This is a genomic window from Amycolatopsis sp. NPDC058340, from assembly GCF_042723975.1.
Classification (GTDB): Bacteria; Actinomycetota; Actinomycetes; order Mycobacteriales; family Pseudonocardiaceae; genus Amycolatopsis.
This window is the reverse complement of the sequence record NZ_JBHXIB010000050.1, coordinates 1-13300: the sequence shown is the minus strand read 5'-3', so window position 1 is coordinate 13300 and position 13300 is coordinate 1. Positions and strand designations below refer to the sequence as shown.

Annotated in this window: 17 protein-coding genes; 7 read left to right on the top strand and 10 right to left on the bottom strand. The window is 68.2% G+C overall.

Annotated features, from left to right (window positions below; all coding sequences use genetic code 11):
- Positions 1-2: 2 nt before the first annotated feature.
- Entirely contained in the window at positions 3-857 is an 855-nt protein-coding gene (locus ACFWIW_RS34500) for an aminodeoxychorismate lyase (protein WP_378372307.1), read from the top strand.
- Here ACFWIW_RS34500 and ACFWIW_RS34495 read toward each other — a convergent pair.
- The 10 genes from ACFWIW_RS34495 to ACFWIW_RS34450 all read right to left on the bottom strand — a co-directional run bounded on the left by ACFWIW_RS34495 (position 850) and on the right by ACFWIW_RS34450 (position 7192).
- Positions 850-1281: a TFIIB-type zinc ribbon-containing protein gene (locus tag ACFWIW_RS34495; protein ID WP_378372306.1), complete on the bottom strand. Its 432-nt coding sequence runs from the start codon at positions 1279-1281 to the stop codon at positions 850-852. The two genes, ACFWIW_RS34500 and ACFWIW_RS34495, sit on opposite strands and share 8 nt — an antisense overlap.
- On the bottom strand, positions 1281-1694 hold the full coding sequence (locus ACFWIW_RS34490; RefSeq protein ID WP_378372305.1) for a hypothetical protein: 414 nt from the start codon (positions 1692-1694) through the stop codon (positions 1281-1283). Before ACFWIW_RS34490 ends, ACFWIW_RS34495 begins: the two co-directional genes overlap by 1 nt.
- Positions 1682-2554, bottom strand: a complete 873-nt coding sequence (locus ACFWIW_RS34485) for a biotin-dependent carboxyltransferase family protein (RefSeq protein ID WP_378372304.1) — start codon at positions 2552-2554, stop codon at positions 1682-1684. Before ACFWIW_RS34485 ends, ACFWIW_RS34490 begins: the two co-directional genes overlap by 13 nt.
- Positions 2551-3162: a 5-oxoprolinase subunit PxpB gene (gene pxpB, locus ACFWIW_RS34480; RefSeq protein ID WP_378372303.1), complete on the bottom strand. Its 612-nt coding sequence runs from the start codon at positions 3160-3162 to the stop codon at positions 2551-2553. Before pxpB ends, ACFWIW_RS34485 begins: the two co-directional genes overlap by 4 nt.
- A gap of 10 nt (positions 3163-3172) precedes the next feature.
- Positions 3173-3796 carry an FABP family protein gene (locus ACFWIW_RS34475; RefSeq protein WP_240596749.1) on the bottom strand — a complete coding sequence of 208 codons (624 nt, stop codon included), beginning with the start codon at positions 3794-3796 and terminating at the stop codon, positions 3173-3175.
- 228 nt (positions 3797-4024) lie between these two features.
- On the bottom strand, positions 4025-4342 hold the full coding sequence (locus tag ACFWIW_RS34470; protein WP_378372302.1) for a DUF1416 domain-containing protein: 318 nt from the start codon (positions 4340-4342) through the stop codon (positions 4025-4027).
- Positions 4342-5178: a sulfurtransferase gene (locus ACFWIW_RS34465; RefSeq protein WP_016338009.1), complete on the bottom strand. Its 837-nt coding sequence runs from the start codon at positions 5176-5178 to the stop codon at positions 4342-4344. Before ACFWIW_RS34465 ends, ACFWIW_RS34470 begins: the two co-directional genes overlap by 1 nt.
- 21 nt (positions 5179-5199) lie before the next feature.
- The gene (locus tag ACFWIW_RS34460) at positions 5200-5634 is read right to left on the bottom strand and encodes a DUF4395 domain-containing protein (RefSeq protein ID WP_240596755.1); all 435 of its coding nucleotides are present in this window, start codon (positions 5632-5634) and stop codon (positions 5200-5202) included.
- A 228-nt stretch (positions 5635-5862) separates the two neighbouring features.
- On the bottom strand, positions 5863-6291 hold the full coding sequence (locus ACFWIW_RS34455) for a TlpA family protein disulfide reductase (protein WP_378372301.1): 429 nt from the start codon (positions 6289-6291) through the stop codon (positions 5863-5865).
- 7 nt (positions 6292-6298) lie between these two features.
- On the bottom strand, positions 6299-7192 hold the full coding sequence (locus ACFWIW_RS34450) for a DUF2993 domain-containing protein (RefSeq protein ID WP_378372300.1): 894 nt from the start codon (positions 7190-7192) through the stop codon (positions 6299-6301).
- Between the two features lie 144 nt (positions 7193-7336).
- Between ACFWIW_RS34450 and ACFWIW_RS34445 the strand changes: the two genes are divergently transcribed.
- The 6 genes from ACFWIW_RS34445 (at position 7337) to pstB (ending at position 13203) form a co-directional block, all read left to right on the top strand.
- On the top strand, positions 7337-8083 hold the full coding sequence (locus tag ACFWIW_RS34445; protein ID WP_378372299.1) for a DNA-binding response regulator: 747 nt from the start codon (positions 7337-7339) through the stop codon (positions 8081-8083).
- A 64-nt stretch (positions 8084-8147) separates the two neighbouring features.
- Positions 8148-9023 (top strand): mycothiol synthase, encoded by an 876-nt coding sequence (gene mshD, locus ACFWIW_RS34440; RefSeq protein WP_378372298.1) that lies wholly within the window; start codon positions 8148-8150, stop codon positions 9021-9023.
- A gap of 229 nt (positions 9024-9252) precedes the next feature.
- Positions 9253-10377 carry a phosphate ABC transporter substrate-binding protein PstS gene (pstS, locus tag ACFWIW_RS34435; protein WP_378372297.1) on the top strand — a complete coding sequence of 375 codons (1125 nt, stop codon included), beginning with the start codon at positions 9253-9255 and terminating at the stop codon, positions 10375-10377.
- 201 nt (positions 10378-10578) lie between these two features.
- Positions 10579-11496, top strand: coding sequence for a phosphate ABC transporter permease subunit PstC (pstC, locus tag ACFWIW_RS34430; RefSeq protein ID WP_016338002.1), 918 nt, complete (start codon positions 10579-10581; stop codon positions 11494-11496).
- A 2-nt stretch (positions 11497-11498) separates the two neighbouring features.
- Positions 11499-12416, top strand: a complete 918-nt coding sequence (pstA, locus tag ACFWIW_RS34425; protein WP_125679660.1) for a phosphate ABC transporter permease PstA — start codon at positions 11499-11501, stop codon at positions 12414-12416.
- 10 nt (positions 12417-12426) lie between these two features.
- A complete protein-coding gene (gene pstB, locus ACFWIW_RS34420; RefSeq protein WP_378372296.1) occupies positions 12427-13203 on the top strand; it encodes a phosphate ABC transporter ATP-binding protein PstB in 777 nt (258 codons plus the stop codon).
- The last annotated feature ends 97 nt before the right edge of the window (positions 13204-13300 follow it).

Below are 13300 nucleotides of genomic sequence, written 5' to 3'. Positions count from 1 at the left end.
CCATGCGCGTGCTTGCCTTCCTCGACGGGACCCTGGCCGACCCCGAAGCCGCTCACCTGCGGGTGGACGATCTCGGACTGCTTCGCGGAGACGGCGTGTTCGAGACGATCCTCGTCGTCGACGGACGGCCCCGCGAGCTCCGCCCGCACCTCGAGCGGCTGGCCCGTTCCGCGGCCATGCTCGACCTGCCGGAGCCGGACCTCGCCGCATGGGAGCGCGCCGCGCAGGTGGTCATCGACAACTGGTCCGGCCCGGCCGAGATCGCGCTGAAACTGGTGTACACCAGGGGAATCGACGGCGATCCGGAGGCGAAGCCGTTCGGGTTCGCGCTCGGCGTGGAGATCGACGAGAAGGTCCAGCGGGCCCGCATCGAAGGCGTCGCGGCGATCACCCTCGAACGCGGTATCGAGCCCGACCTCGCCGAGCGCGCGCCGTGGCTGCTGCTGGGCGCGAAGTCGATTTCGTACGGCGTCAACATGGCCGCGTTGCGCGAGGCGGGCCGCCGTGGCGCGAGCGATGTGATTTTCACCGCCGCCGACGGCACGGTGTTCGAAGGGCCGACTTCGACGGTCGTCCTCGCGAAGGACAAGACGCTCTACACGCCGCCGGCGACCATCGGGATCCTGCCGGGGACGACGCAGGCGGCGCTGTTCCGCGGCGCCGAGCGCGCGGGCTGGTCGGTCAAGGTCGAGCCGCTCAAGGTCTCGGACCTCACCGAGGGCGATGGGCTGTTCCTCGCGTCGTCGGTCCGCAAGCTGACCAGGGTGCATACGCTCGACGGCGTCGCGCTCACCGACTCCAGCGCGATCCACGCCGAGCTGGCCGCGGCGTACGAGAGCGAGTACGCGATCAGCTGAGCGTCGCGCGCAGCTTGGCGATGGTGCGAAGGACCTCGTCCCGGTGCTTCGCCGCCGTCATCCAGGCGGGCAGCCGCGCGACCAAGGACAGGCCGGGCCGATTCCCGAGCCCGCGTTCCCGCAGTTTCGCCGCGACGAAACCTTCGATCAGGTCGAGGTGACGTTCGTGGAATGCCCAGAGGGTGTGCCCGCCGCAGCAGTCGGCGCGCAGCCACAGCGGTTCGCGGAAGAACGGGTCGACCGGCCGGTTCCACGCGCGGTAGTCGGGTTCCGGAGGAACGCGGACCAGGGCGCAGCCGGCGCAGGTCAGCCGTTCGCGGGTGACCGAGGCGCGGCCCGAGCAGCGTGGGCAGACGACGAGGATCGGCTCGTCCGTGAGGTTCTCGATCCGATCCTGGGGATCGCGGAACCGCGGGGCGTCCATCAGTTGAGCGGGCTGATGATCAGCAGATGCGGCAGGATCTCTTCCTCGCGGTAGGCCGCGATCTTGTGGTGCCCGTCGAGGATCACGGCCGCGTCGGCGGTCTCCAGCACGACCGCGACCGGCCGGTGCCCGCTCCTGATCGCCGTCCGGTAGTAGCCGACCCGGGACACGTCGGCGGGCGGCCAGTCGGCGCTCGGGGTCAGGTAGCGGTCTTCGGCCAGCCGCTCGGGCCCGGTGACCTGGTACTCGCCGTCGGCGAAGAGGTCGAGAAGCGGGCGGAGCGTGTCGCCGAGCGGACGCCGCATCTGGCCGGTGGCCAGCGCGATCCGCAGCGACTGCGGCAGTTCCGGTTGGGTTGGTACCGAATTCGTGTCGATGACACCCGTGCCACCGTCGACCTTTACCTGTTCCACACCCTCGTGGACGAGTGAAAGCGGAGAAGGGTTCCGGGTCTGGCCTGCGCGAGCGCCGGGAGTGACGCCTGTCTCACCACGGCCGCCACCGGATAACCACCGGTAGTTGGATGATCCGCCAAGAACACCACCGGCAACCCGTTCGGAGGCACCTGGACGGCGCCGGTCAGCAGGCCCTCGCTCGGCAGTTCCCGCTCCGCGTATTCGTGCCCGCGAGTCAACGCGGGTCCGTCGAGCCGGAGCCCGACGCGGTTGGATTCCGCCGTCACCGTCCAGGTCTTCGCGAGCCCGGACGCCAGGTCCTCGAACCAGTGCGCCCGCGGGCCCGGATCCACCTGTACGACCAGTTCCGCCGGGGCCACCGTCGGCAGCACGACGTCGGCGCCGCCGGAGACGGACGGCGTGCCGAGCGGGAGGATGTCGCCGGCTTTCAGCGGCGCCGGCCCGATTTCCGCGAGGACGTCCCGCGACCGGCTGCCGAGTTCCTCCTCGACCGTGATCCCGCCGGAAACCGCCAGATAGCACCGCAATCCGGTGGCGGGAGCACCGATCGCCAAGACCTGCCCCGCCGCCAGCCACACCGGCGAGTGCGAGCCGACGGGACGCCCGTCGGCCTCGACGGCGACGGCTGGACCGGTCACCGCGATGGTGCAGGACGTCGTGGCGCGCAGCCGTAACCCGCCGAACAGGCTCTCGACCCCCGCGGCGGCTTCGTCATTGCCGACGAGGCGGTTGGCCAGTTTCAGCGCCGGGACGTCCAGCGCGCCCGAAGGCGGAACGCCGAGATGTGCGTAGCCGGGCCTGCCGAGATCCTGGATCAGCGCGAGCGGGCCGGCCTCGATCACTTCGAGAGTCCTCATCCGGCGCTCCGGAACCGCACGCGGTCGCCGGGCGACAGCAGCGCGGGCGGGTCGGCGCGCGGGTCGAACAGAACGGTCCGGGTGCGGCCGATCAGCCGCCACCCGCCGGGTGAGACGCGCGGGTACACGCCGGTGAACTCGCCCGCGATACCGACCGAACCCGGTGGCACGCGAGTGCGCGGGGCGGGCAGCCTCGGCTGCCGCAACGGCTCGGGAAGTCCGGTCAGGTAACCGAATCCGGGCGCGAACCCGGTGAAGGCCACGGTGTAGACGGCGCCGGTGTGCAGCCGGACGACGTCCTCTGTGGACACTCCGGCGTCGCGTGCGACGAGGTCGAGATCCTCGCCGTCGTAGGTCACGTCGAGGGTGATCTCGCGGGATTCGCCTTCCGGCGGATGTTCGAGGTCGGCGTCCGCCAGCAGCTCACGGACGGCCGCGAGCGCGCCGGAGCCGGGGGTTTCCACCACGAGCAGGCTGCGGGCGCCGGGAACGAGTTCGGTGATGCCGTCCGGGCGCGCGGCCGAAACCGTCGCGTGCGCCGCGATCGTTTCGGTGAGGGAAGCGCAGTCGAGCAGGGCGGCGTGCTCGCCGTAGGCACGCCACCGCATGGGAAAGCGGTCAGCCCACCACGCGACGCAGCAGCGCCGACGTGTGCGGCTGCAGTTCCTGGCCCATCATGGCGCGCTCCTCGACGTAGCCGAGTTCGCCGTTGACGATGCCGTAGAGCCGCTGCGAGGCCGTGACGTCCTTGGCCGTCGACGTGCGGACGACGGCGTCGGTGCCCAGCTCCCAGGCCGGGACCGAGGCCTTGCCGCGCGGCTTGCCGTAGAAGAGCTCCACGATGCCGGTGTTGTGGGTCAGCAGCAGCTCGATCGTGTCGTCGGCCTGCGGACGCCAGAACCCGGATTCCCGCGCGGCGGGACGGATGACCTTGCCGTCCTCGTCGAGCAGCCAGGCACGTGCCTCGTGCGTGAGGAACGGGCGGCCGTCGTGCGCGATGGTCAGCTGCATGCCGAACCGGTACGGGCCCTCGATGGTCGGGTAATCGACCTCGCCCTCGCCGCGCCACACGCCGACGAGCGGCAGCAGCGCCAGGCAGGCGTCGTTGAGGTTCGGGCCCTCGCGCAGGTTCGCCGTGTCGCCCGGGATGGGCATGTCGTCGAACTGCGGAAGGTTCCGGTCGCGCGTGGTTTCCGCGCGCTTTTCCGCGGCCTGGATGGCCTCGTCGCCACTAGCCGTCATGGGTCAGCGCTGGTCCGCGTAAAGCCGGTAGACGACGTACACGGCGAACCAGGTGATCGCGACGCCGGCGAGCACCAGCAGGGTCGTAAACAGGATCTCCACGACACGCACCTTAGTCGCTACCTGCCCCGACAGGCCTGCCGAGGTCGCGTGGCAGTGCCCACAAGTACGTGAAGGCCCCCTTCCCTCGGCTGAGCCGAGGGAAGGGGGCCTTCACGCGCGAACGTCTTAGGCGACCGAGATGGCGAGCTGGTGCACGCCGGGTCCCTGCGCGGTGACGGAGGCCTCGCCGTTGCCGGAGCGGTGCAGCGCGCGCACCGTCCAGTCACCGGGGGCCGCGTAGAAGCGGAAGTCGCCGTCGGCCGACGAGACCACCTCGCCGGTGAAGTCACCGCCACCGTCCAGCAACCGCACGAAGGCGCCGCCGACGGGGCCCTCCGAGCCGGTCACCTTGCCTGCCAGGACGACCTGGCCGCGGGTGTCGTAATCGGCGGGCGTGGCCTCCTGGACCGGCGCGCCGCAGCTGTCAGTGTCGTTGCTTGCCATCACTTAGCTCCCAACTCGACCGGCACGCCGACGAGCGAGCCGTATTCCGTCCATGAACCGTCGTAGTTCTTCACCTGGTCGTAGCCGAGGAGCTCGTGCAGCGCGAACCACGCGATGGACGAACGCTCACCGATCCGGCAGTACGCGATCGTGGCCTTCGACTCGTCGAGGCCCTCGTCGGAGTACAGCTCCTTGATCTCTTCCTCGGTCTTGAAGGTGCCGTCTTCGTTGGCGACCTTCGCCCACGGGACGTTCAGCGCGCCGGGGATGTGGCCCGGGACCTGAGACTGCTCCTGCGGCAGGTGCGCCGGGGCGAGCAGCTTGCCGGAGAACTCGTCGGGCGAGCGCACGTCGACGTAGTTGCTCTTGCCGATCTCGGCGACGACCTCGTCGCGGAACGCGCGGATCGAGAGGTCCTGCTCCTTGGCCTGGTACGTGGTGGCCTCGCGTTTGACCTCGTCCGCGTTCAGCTCGCGGCCGTCGAGCTCCCACTTCTTGCGGCCGCCGTCGAGCAGCTGCACCTTCTCGTGGCCGTAGAGCTTGAAGTACCAGTACGCGTACGCGGCGAACCAGTTGTTGTTGCCGCCGTAGAGGATCACGCGGTCGTCGTTCGAGATGCCCTTCTCGGACAGGAGCTTCTCGAAGCCCTCCTTGTTGACGAAGTCGCGGCGGACCCCGTCCTGCAGGTCCTTGCGCCAGTCGAACTTCACCGCCCCGCGGATGTGTCCGTTGTCGTACGCGGTCGTGTCCTCGTCGACCTCGATGAACACGACACCCGGGGTGTCCAGGTTCTCCTCGGCCCACTGGGTGGTGACCAGGACGTCTTCACGGCTCATGGAGCTGACTCTCTTTCTGGGTTAGGACGCGCGAGGGCTGGGGCTGAAACGCTTGATGAGCAGGTACATCTCGCAACCGAGACAGAAGTTGAACGCCGCGTTGAGGAAGGCCGCGAACAGCGCGAACGCCGTGGCGACGAAACCGAGCGCGGTCAGGCCGGCGGCGAAACCGACGGTGCCCGCCACGGCGAACACGAACCCGACGGCCTGCGCGAACCGCAGCGGGGCGGCGTCCTCGCGTTCGGTCGTCGGGCCGAGCCGCGGCGCGACGAGGTAGCGATAGATCAGGGAGTACGGCGCCGGCTTCAGTCCGATGAAGGCACCGATCGCGAACACCACCGCCTGCGCCGCGAGCAGTGGCCACCACTGGGTGATGAGCACGACCGCGAGCACGATCGTCGTCAGGATGGCGGCGAAACGCGGACCACGGGGGTCGACGGCCGGTCCTGCGGACATGGTTCCTCCTGCGAACGAGAGGGAAAGGTGCGTGCCGGACGGGCACGCGCAGGCTTCAGGGCGCGTTCAGCGAGCCGGACACAGGCTGCTGCGAACGCGGCACAGATCCACTGCGCGGCGCTGGGTCAGCAAGGTTCGGGGCAGCCTGTTCACGGGCACGAGGGTACGCAGAGCTCCCTCAGGTTGGGAACCGTGTTCACACCTTGGGACGCTTCCCAAAATTCGGGATCAGGCGTTCGCCAGATGGGGCTTCAGGGCTTCGAGAAGCTCCTGACCTCGGGGAACGCCGCCGACCCGGAAAACCTCCCGGCCGTCCGGCGTCAAGGCCAGCGTCGTCGGAGTCCGCAATATCGAAAGTGCCTGTGCGACTTCGGGGGTTTCGGTGACGTCCAGATCGACGTGCGTGAGGCCGTCGGTCTTGTCGGCGAGCGCCGAGAGGATCGCGCGGGTGTGGCGGCACGGCGCGCAGAATGTCGTGGAGATCTGGATCAGGGTGACGCCTTCGGGCGCGAGGGCGGCCGAGACACGGCCGGGCAGTGTGGGCGCGCCGGGCTTGGTCGACTTGGCCGCGCGGATGCGACCGTTGCGCGCTTGCAAAAGCGCGCCCGCCGCCCCGCCGAGCACCAAGACGCCCAGCAGCACCCACACTCCGGTCATCCGCAAGTCACCCCTGAGGCTTCGCTCCGCTGAAGGCGACGTTCTTGCCTTCACCCTTGATGGTCACCGAGCCGCTGTTCACGCGTACCGACGTCGGGGTCACCGAGAACGGCATCGCGCCGGTGTCGATGGTCGCGTTGAAGTTCGGCAGCAGCGCGTCCTGCACTGCCTGGGGAACGACGGTGGTCTCCTTGTCATTCCCGAACTGCAGCCGCTTCGGCTCGAGGCGGATCTTCTGCCCGTCCAGTTCGATCATCGCGAAGCAGAAGATCTCCACCTTCTGCCCGGCGATCTGGACGTTGCCCGAAACCCGGATCCCGGCGCTGGCGGTGTCCACCGGCTCGCCGTTCTCGTTGGTCGCCGTCGGCTTCGTCTCGCCCTGGCCGCTGTCGCCGTTGCGGACGTAGTCCTCGGTGACCGGCTCGATCCTGAGGTTCTCGATCTTGTCCAGCGGCGCCTGCCGCGCGATGTCCGCGGCCTTGATCGTCACCTCGCCCTTGAGCGTGCCGATGACGATCGACTTCGTGTTGCCGGACGTCAGGTCCGAGAGCGGCGCCGTGACGTCGCTCATGTCCGCGTTGAAGTCCACGTCACGCAGCTTCGGCGGAACGGCGACGCCCTGCGCGTTGATGGTGATGTGACTGTAGTCACCGGAAAGGGCTTGGGTCAGGAACGGGAAACCGTGCACCGTGACCGCCGGATCGTTGGCGAGATTCAGCTGTTCGCGGGCCTTCTGGGAGATGGTGTGCTCCGCGAACGCCGCCGCGCCGAAATCGGCTCCGACCAGCAGCACCACCAGTACCGCGAGGGCGATGAGCCAGCCCCGGCCGCGGCGCTTTCCTCGCTTGGCGGACCGCCCGGGAGAGGGTCGGTCGTCCTGCGCCACGGGCCTGCTCACCATTACGTCGAATCTCCTTCGTCAACCTCTTTGGCCAGGTGTGATCGATCCAGCACGGGGTAGGTCCTCGGCTGTTCACCCGCTATTCTCACTAAGCACCGGCGGTCGCCACGTTCGAGGCGACCACGATCTGAAGGCGGTGCGGCGATGAGCCTGGACCTTCTGGTACTGACCGCGGAAGCAGATGCCACCACGGTGTTGCCCGCCCTGGATCTGCTGCCCCACACCGTACGCGTCCGTGCTCCGGAAGTGACCGCGCTGCTCGACGCCGGCCACCGCGACGTCATCGTCCTCGACGCCCGCACCGATCTCGCCTCCGCGAAGAGCCTCTGCCGCCTGCTCAAGGGCGCCGGTGAGGACGAGACCTCCACGCCGGTCATCGCCGTCGTCGGCGAAGGCGGGCTGGTCGCGGTCAGCGCGGAATGGCGCACCGACGACATCCTCCTTCCGACGGCCGGTCCCGCCGAGGTCGACGCCCGGCTGCGGCTGGTCACCACTCGCGACGGCAGCGCCTCCCAGGTGGACGCCGAACTCCGCGTCGGGGACCTCGTCATCGACGAAGCGACGTACACCGCGAAGCTGCGCAAGCGCACTCTCGAACTCACGTACAAGGAGTTCGAACTCCTCAAGTACCTCGCGCAGCACGCCGGCCGGGTGTTCACCCGTGCCCAGCTGCTGCAGGAGGTCTGGGGCTACGACTTCTTCGGCGGTACGCGCACGGTCGACGTCCACGTCCGGCGCCTGCGCGCGAAGCTGGGGCCGGAGCACGAGCAGATGATCGGCACCGTGCGCAACGTCGGTTACAAGTTCGAGCGGCCCTCGAAGGGGACGCAGAAGCAGGCCGTCGCCCCGGACGCGAGCGTCTACGAGCCGAGCGAGCTTTCTTCGCACTGAGTCCCCCTTTCCTGTCTGACAAGACGTCCAGGCGGGACCCGGGTTCCCGGGTAGGGTCGATTTCATGCTTGATCTGGTGTGGACCGGTGAACCGGAAACGGAAGAGATCCACGACTTCCTCCTCGCCGTGCGCGAGGCCGACGGCCGCCCGGAGGACTCCGGGTTCGACGGCGGGAGGCACCTCCTCGGCCGTGTCGACGGCGCGTTGGTCGCGTACGCGCATCTGGACACCGCGGGTGACTCACACGGCAACCAGGTCGCCGAACTGTTCGTCCATCCCGCGCACCGCCGCTCCGGCCACGGCAGGGCGCTCACCAGGGCGCTCGTCGAAGAGACCGCCGGGAAGCCGCTGCGCGTCTGGGCGCACGGGGACCACCCCGCGGCCGTCCACCTCGCCGGGACCGAAGGGTTCGAGCGCGCTCGTGAACTCCTGATCCTCCACGCGGACGTCGAGACGGCCGACTGGCCGGAACCCGTGACGCGCGAAGGTGTCACGCTGCGCACGTTCGTCCCCGGCCAGGACGAGGAGGCGATGGTGCGGGTCAACGCCCGCGCCTTCGACTGGCACCCCGAGCAGGGCGCGCTGACCGCCGACGAGGTCAGGGCGACCGAGCAGGACGCCTGGTTCGACCCCGAAGGCTTCTTCCTCGCGGAAGAGGACGGGAAGGTCATCGGCTTCCACTGGACGAAGGTCCACGACGCGGTCCCCGGTCGCTTCGGCGGCGAACCCGCCGGCGAGGTCTACGTCGTCGGCATCGACCCGGACGCGCAGGGCGGCGGCCTCGGAAAGGCCCTCACGCTCGCCGGACTGCGGTATCTCCGTGATCGCGGGCTGGGGCAAGTGATCTTGTACGTCGAAGGCGACAACGCGCCGGCACTCGCCGTGTATTCGAAGCTCGGCTTCACCCGATACGAGGTAGACGTCCAATACGCTCGGTAACGGCATTCACACGTGCGGCACTTGACCGGTCACGGAGAGCAGACACGCAGGTCACGGCTGGGACACGGGCCACTTTCGGAGTAGTCGCGCTGCTCACATCGGCCGCCTTGTTCACCTGTCGTTCACCCTTAGACGGCCGCCTGTCCACTGTCGGTGCTTAATGTCCGGGTCCGGAAGGAACGCTCCCGTTCCACCGATCCGGCGAAAGTCTCCCAGTGGAGGAAATGCAGTGAAGATCATGCGGCCCGCGGGCGCGATCGGCATCGTGGCCACCGCCGCCCTCGTGCTCGGCGCCTGTGGATCCGACCCGGCGGCGACCAAGCCCGGCAGCACGGGTGCCGCCGCCGCTCCGAGTGGTGCGGCCAACGTCGAATGCGGCGGCAAGAGCCCGCTTTCGGCCGAGGGCTCGTCCGCGCAGAAGAACGCGATCGACATCTTCGTGCAGGCTTACGCCGCCAAGTGCTCCGGCCAGAAGGTGAACTACAACCCCAGCGGTTCGGGCGCCGGCATCAAGCAGTTCAACGCGAACCAGGTCGACTTCGCCGGTTCGGACTCGCCGCTCAAGGACGAAGAGGCCGAGAAGGCCAAGGCCCGGTGCGCCTCCGACGCGTGGAACCTCCCGCTCGTCGTCGGCCCGGTCGCGGTCGCCTACAAGCTTTCCGGGGTCGACAAGCTGACCCTGACCCCCGAGGTCACCGCCAAGATCTTCAACGGTGGCATCACCAAGTGGAACGACCCGGCCATCAAGGCGGTCAAGGGCAACGAGAGCCTGAACCTGCCGGACAAGGCCATCCAGGTCATCTCGCGTACCGACGAGTCGGGCACCACCGACAACTTCCAGAAGTACCTGAAGGTCGCGTCCAAGGGCGCCTGGACCCAGGGTGACGGCAAGAAGTTCAACGGCGGTGTCGGCAACGGCGCGGAGAAGTCCAACGGTGTCGCCAACGCCGTGAAGTCGGCCGACGGTGCCATCACCTACGTCGAGTCCGCGTTCGCGAAGGACGGCATCAGCACCGCCCTCATCGACAGCGGCTCCGGCGGTGTCGAGCTCAGCGCGGCGAACGTCGCCAAGGCCCTCGACGCGGCGAAGTTCAAGAAGGAGGGCTCGAACGACCTGGCCCTCGACCTGGACGCGATCTACGGCAGCAACGTGCCCGGCGCCTACCCGGTCATCCTCACCACCTACGAGATCGTCTGCTCCAAGTACGCGGACGCCGAGGTCGGCAAGGCCGTCAAGGCGTTCCTGAACGTCGCCGCCACCGACGGTCAGAAGCCGCTGTCGGAGAAGGGCTACGTGCCGATCCCGCAGAGCCTGCAGGACAAGGTCCTGACCGCCGTCAAGGCCATCGCCTGACCCTTCCGGTTTGATCGGTAAAGACAGGCTGGACAGAAGTAGTCGATGAGCGATTCGTCTTCGCCCAGAACGCCCACCGGCGACCCCGGTGGGCGTTCTGGCGTCCGCGAGACCTTCACGGAGGACCCGATTTCGGAGCAATCTGCCGCGTCACCGCCCGAGCAGTCCTCGGTGCGCCTCGCGAGCCCCAATTCCAGGACGGTGCGACCCGGTGACCGCATCTTCCAGATCCTGACCACCGGAGCCGGCGTCTTCGTCGTCTCGCTGATCGGCCTGATCGGGTTGTTCCTGCTGGTGCAGGCCATCCCGGCGCTCCAGGCCGACAACGTGAACTTCCTGACCAGCCAGGTGTGGCAGACCACCCCGGACGACATGCGCTTCGGCATCATGGGTCTGCTGCTGGTCACGGTGTACTCGTCCCTGCTGGCACTGATCATCGCGATGCCGATCTCGCTCGGGATCGCCCTCTTCCTCACGCAGTACGCGCCGAAGCGGCTGGCACGGCCCTTCGCGTACGTGATCGACCTGCTCGCCGCGGTTCCCTCGATCATCTACGGCCTGTGGGGCCTGATGGTCTTCGCGCCGGCGATCGAGCCCTTCTCACAGTGGGTCAACGACACCTTCTCGTGGATCCCGCTCTTCGCGGCCGGCAACGTCTCGCCGGATCTTCGGGGCACCATCTTCACCGCGGGCATCGTGCTCGCCGTGATGATCCTGCCGATCATCACCTCGCTGTCCCGTGAGGTGTTCGAGCGGACCCCGACCCCGCATATCGAAGGCGCGCTGGCGCTGGGCGCCACCCGCTGGGAGGTCATCCGCACCACGGTGCTCCCGTTCGGCAAGGCGGGTTACATCGGCGCTTCGATGCTCGGCCTCGGGCGCGCGCTCGGCGAGACGATCGCGCTCGCGATCATCCTGACCGGCGCGGTCGGCCGCGAGTTCACCTGGAGCCTCTTCGACGGCGGCGCCACGTTCGCGTCGAAGATCGCGGCGGACTACGCGGAACTCAACAACGAGATCTCGGCGGGCGCGTACATCGCGGCGGGTCTCGTGCTGTTCCTGCTGACGCTCGTCGTCAACTTCATCGCGCGATCCGTCATCGCCAAGAAGGGGGACTGAGCATGTCCACCACGCTCGAGAAGACCCCCGCCACCACCCCCGCCTTCCAGCAGGTCAGCCTGGCCAGGAAGGTCAAGAACGGCTTCGCCACGACGTTGATCTGGCTGTCGTTCCTGATCGCCGTCGTACCGCTGGTGTGGCTGCTCGCCACGGTGGTCATCAACGGTGTCAAACGGATCCCCTACAGCAACTGGTGGACCGAGGACTTCGGCTCCGTGCTGTCGGACGAGGTCGGCGGCGGCGTGCTGCACGCGGTCATCGGTTCGGTGCTGCAGGGCCTGGTCTGCGCGATCATCGCGGTCCCGATCGGCATGCTGGTCGCGATCTACCTGGTCGAATACGGCCGCGGCAAACTCGCGAAGATCACGACCTTCATGGTGGACATCCTCTCCGGTGTCCCCTCGATCGTCGCGGCGCTGTTCATCTACGCGCTGTGGATCACCACGTTCGGCCTGCCGCGCAGCGGTTTCGCCGTGTCGCTGGCCCTGGTGCTGCTGATGATCCCGGTGGTCGTGCGCTCCTCGGAGGAGATGCTGCGGATCGTCCCGGACGACCTGCGCGAGGCCTCCTACGCGCTCGGCGTGCCGAAGTGGAAGACGATCATGAAGATCGTCCTGCCGACCGCGCTGTCCGGCATCATCGGCGGCATCATGATGGCGCTCGCCCGGGTCATGGGCGAGACCGCGCCGCTGCTGGTCCTCGTGGGGTACTCCGCCTACGTGAACTGGGACATCTTCGGTGGCGAACAGGCCGCACTGCCGCTTCTGATGAACAACGAACGGGTCAGCAACCCGTTCGACGAAGGTACCGTCGCGTTCGACAGGATCTGGGGAGCGGCGCTCACCCTGGTACTGATCATCGCGATCGTGAACCTCCTCGCCATGCTCTTTGCCCGTCTTGTCGCCCCGAAGAAGAAGTGAGCTGTTTGAGATGGCCAAACGAATCGACGTCAAAGACGTGGACATCTACTACGGCAAATTCCACGCCGTGGACGGCGTCACCCTCTCGGTGCCGCCGCGGAACGTCACCGCGTTCATCGGCCCGTCGGGCTGCGGCAAGTCGACGGTGCTGCGCACGCTGAACCGGATGCACGAGGTCATCCCCGGCGCCCGCGTCGAGGGTGAGGTGCTGCTCGACGGCGAGGACATCTACGGCGCCGGGATCGACCCGGTGCAGGTCCGCCGCACGATCGGCATGGTGTTCCAGCGCCCCAACCCGTTCCCGACGATGTCCATCCGCGACAACGTCGTGGCGGGCCTGCGGCTCGGCGGCACCAAGGGCAAGAAGGAGCTCGACGACGTCGCCGAGCGTGCCCTGCGCGGCGCGAACCTGTGGAACGAGGTCAAGGACCGGCTGAACAAACCGGGCGGCGGCCTCTCCGGTGGTCAGCAGCAGCGGCTCTGCATCGCGCGGGCGATCGCCGTGCGGCCCGACGTGCTGCTGATGGACGAGCCGTGCTCCGCGCTCGACCCGATCTCGACGCTGGCCATCGAGGACCTGATCGGTGAGCTCAAGAAGGAGTACACGATCGTCATCGTGACCCACAACATGCAGCAGGCGGCGCGCGTCTCGGACCAGACCGCGTTCTTCAACCTGGCCGGCGTCGGCCAGCCGGGGCGCCTGGTGGAGCTGAACGACACCGAGAAGATCTTCTCGAACCCGGACGAGAAGGCGACCGAGGACTACATCTCGGGCCGCTTCGGCTGAGTTCTGTCGCGCGTGAAGGCCCCCTTCCCTCGGCTGAGCCGCGGGAAGGGGGACTTCACGCGCTAAAGCGGTCTAGGTGAGCGGCCGGTCGGTCGGC

Bases quoted from the DNA above. Each gene is read 5' to 3' on its own strand.
- ACFWIW_RS34500 (WP_378372307.1), top strand. From the start codon at position 3: ATGCGCGTGCTTGCCTTCCTCGACGGGACCCTGGCCGACCCCGAAGCC.
- ACFWIW_RS34495 (WP_378372306.1), bottom strand. From the start codon at position 1,281: ATGGACGCCCCGCGGTTCCGCGATCCCCAGGATCGGATCGAGAACCTC.
- ACFWIW_RS34485 (WP_378372304.1), bottom strand. From the start codon at position 2,554: ATGAGGACTCTCGAAGTGATCGAGGCCGGCCCGCTCGCGCTGATCCAG.
- pxpB (WP_378372303.1), bottom strand. From the start codon at position 3,162: ATGCGGTGGCGTGCCTACGGCGAGCACGCCGCCCTGCTCGACTGCGCT.
- ACFWIW_RS34475 (WP_240596749.1), bottom strand. From the start codon at position 3,796: ATGACGGCTAGTGGCGACGAGGCCATCCAGGCCGCGGAAAAGCGCGCG.
- ACFWIW_RS34470 (WP_378372302.1), bottom strand. From the start codon at position 4,342: ATGGCAAGCAACGACACTGACAGCTGCGGCGCGCCGGTCCAGGAGGCC.
- ACFWIW_RS34465 (WP_016338009.1), bottom strand. From the start codon at position 5,178: ATGAGCCGTGAAGACGTCCTGGTCACCACCCAGTGGGCCGAGGAGAAC.
- ACFWIW_RS34460 (WP_240596755.1), bottom strand. From the start codon at position 5,634: ATGTCCGCAGGACCGGCCGTCGACCCCCGTGGTCCGCGTTTCGCCGCC.
- ACFWIW_RS34455 (WP_378372301.1), bottom strand. From the start codon at position 6,291: ATGACCGGAGTGTGGGTGCTGCTGGGCGTCTTGGTGCTCGGCGGGGCG.
- ACFWIW_RS34450 (WP_378372300.1), bottom strand. From the start codon at position 7,192: ATGGTGAGCAGGCCCGTGGCGCAGGACGACCGACCCTCTCCCGGGCGG.
- ACFWIW_RS34445 (WP_378372299.1), top strand. From the start codon at position 7,337: ATGAGCCTGGACCTTCTGGTACTGACCGCGGAAGCAGATGCCACCACG.
- mshD (WP_378372298.1), top strand. From the start codon at position 8,148: ATGCTTGATCTGGTGTGGACCGGTGAACCGGAAACGGAAGAGATCCAC.
- pstA (WP_125679660.1), top strand. From the start codon at position 11,499: ATGTCCACCACGCTCGAGAAGACCCCCGCCACCACCCCCGCCTTCCAG.
- pstB (WP_378372296.1), top strand. From the start codon at position 12,427: ATGGCCAAACGAATCGACGTCAAAGACGTGGACATCTACTACGGCAAA.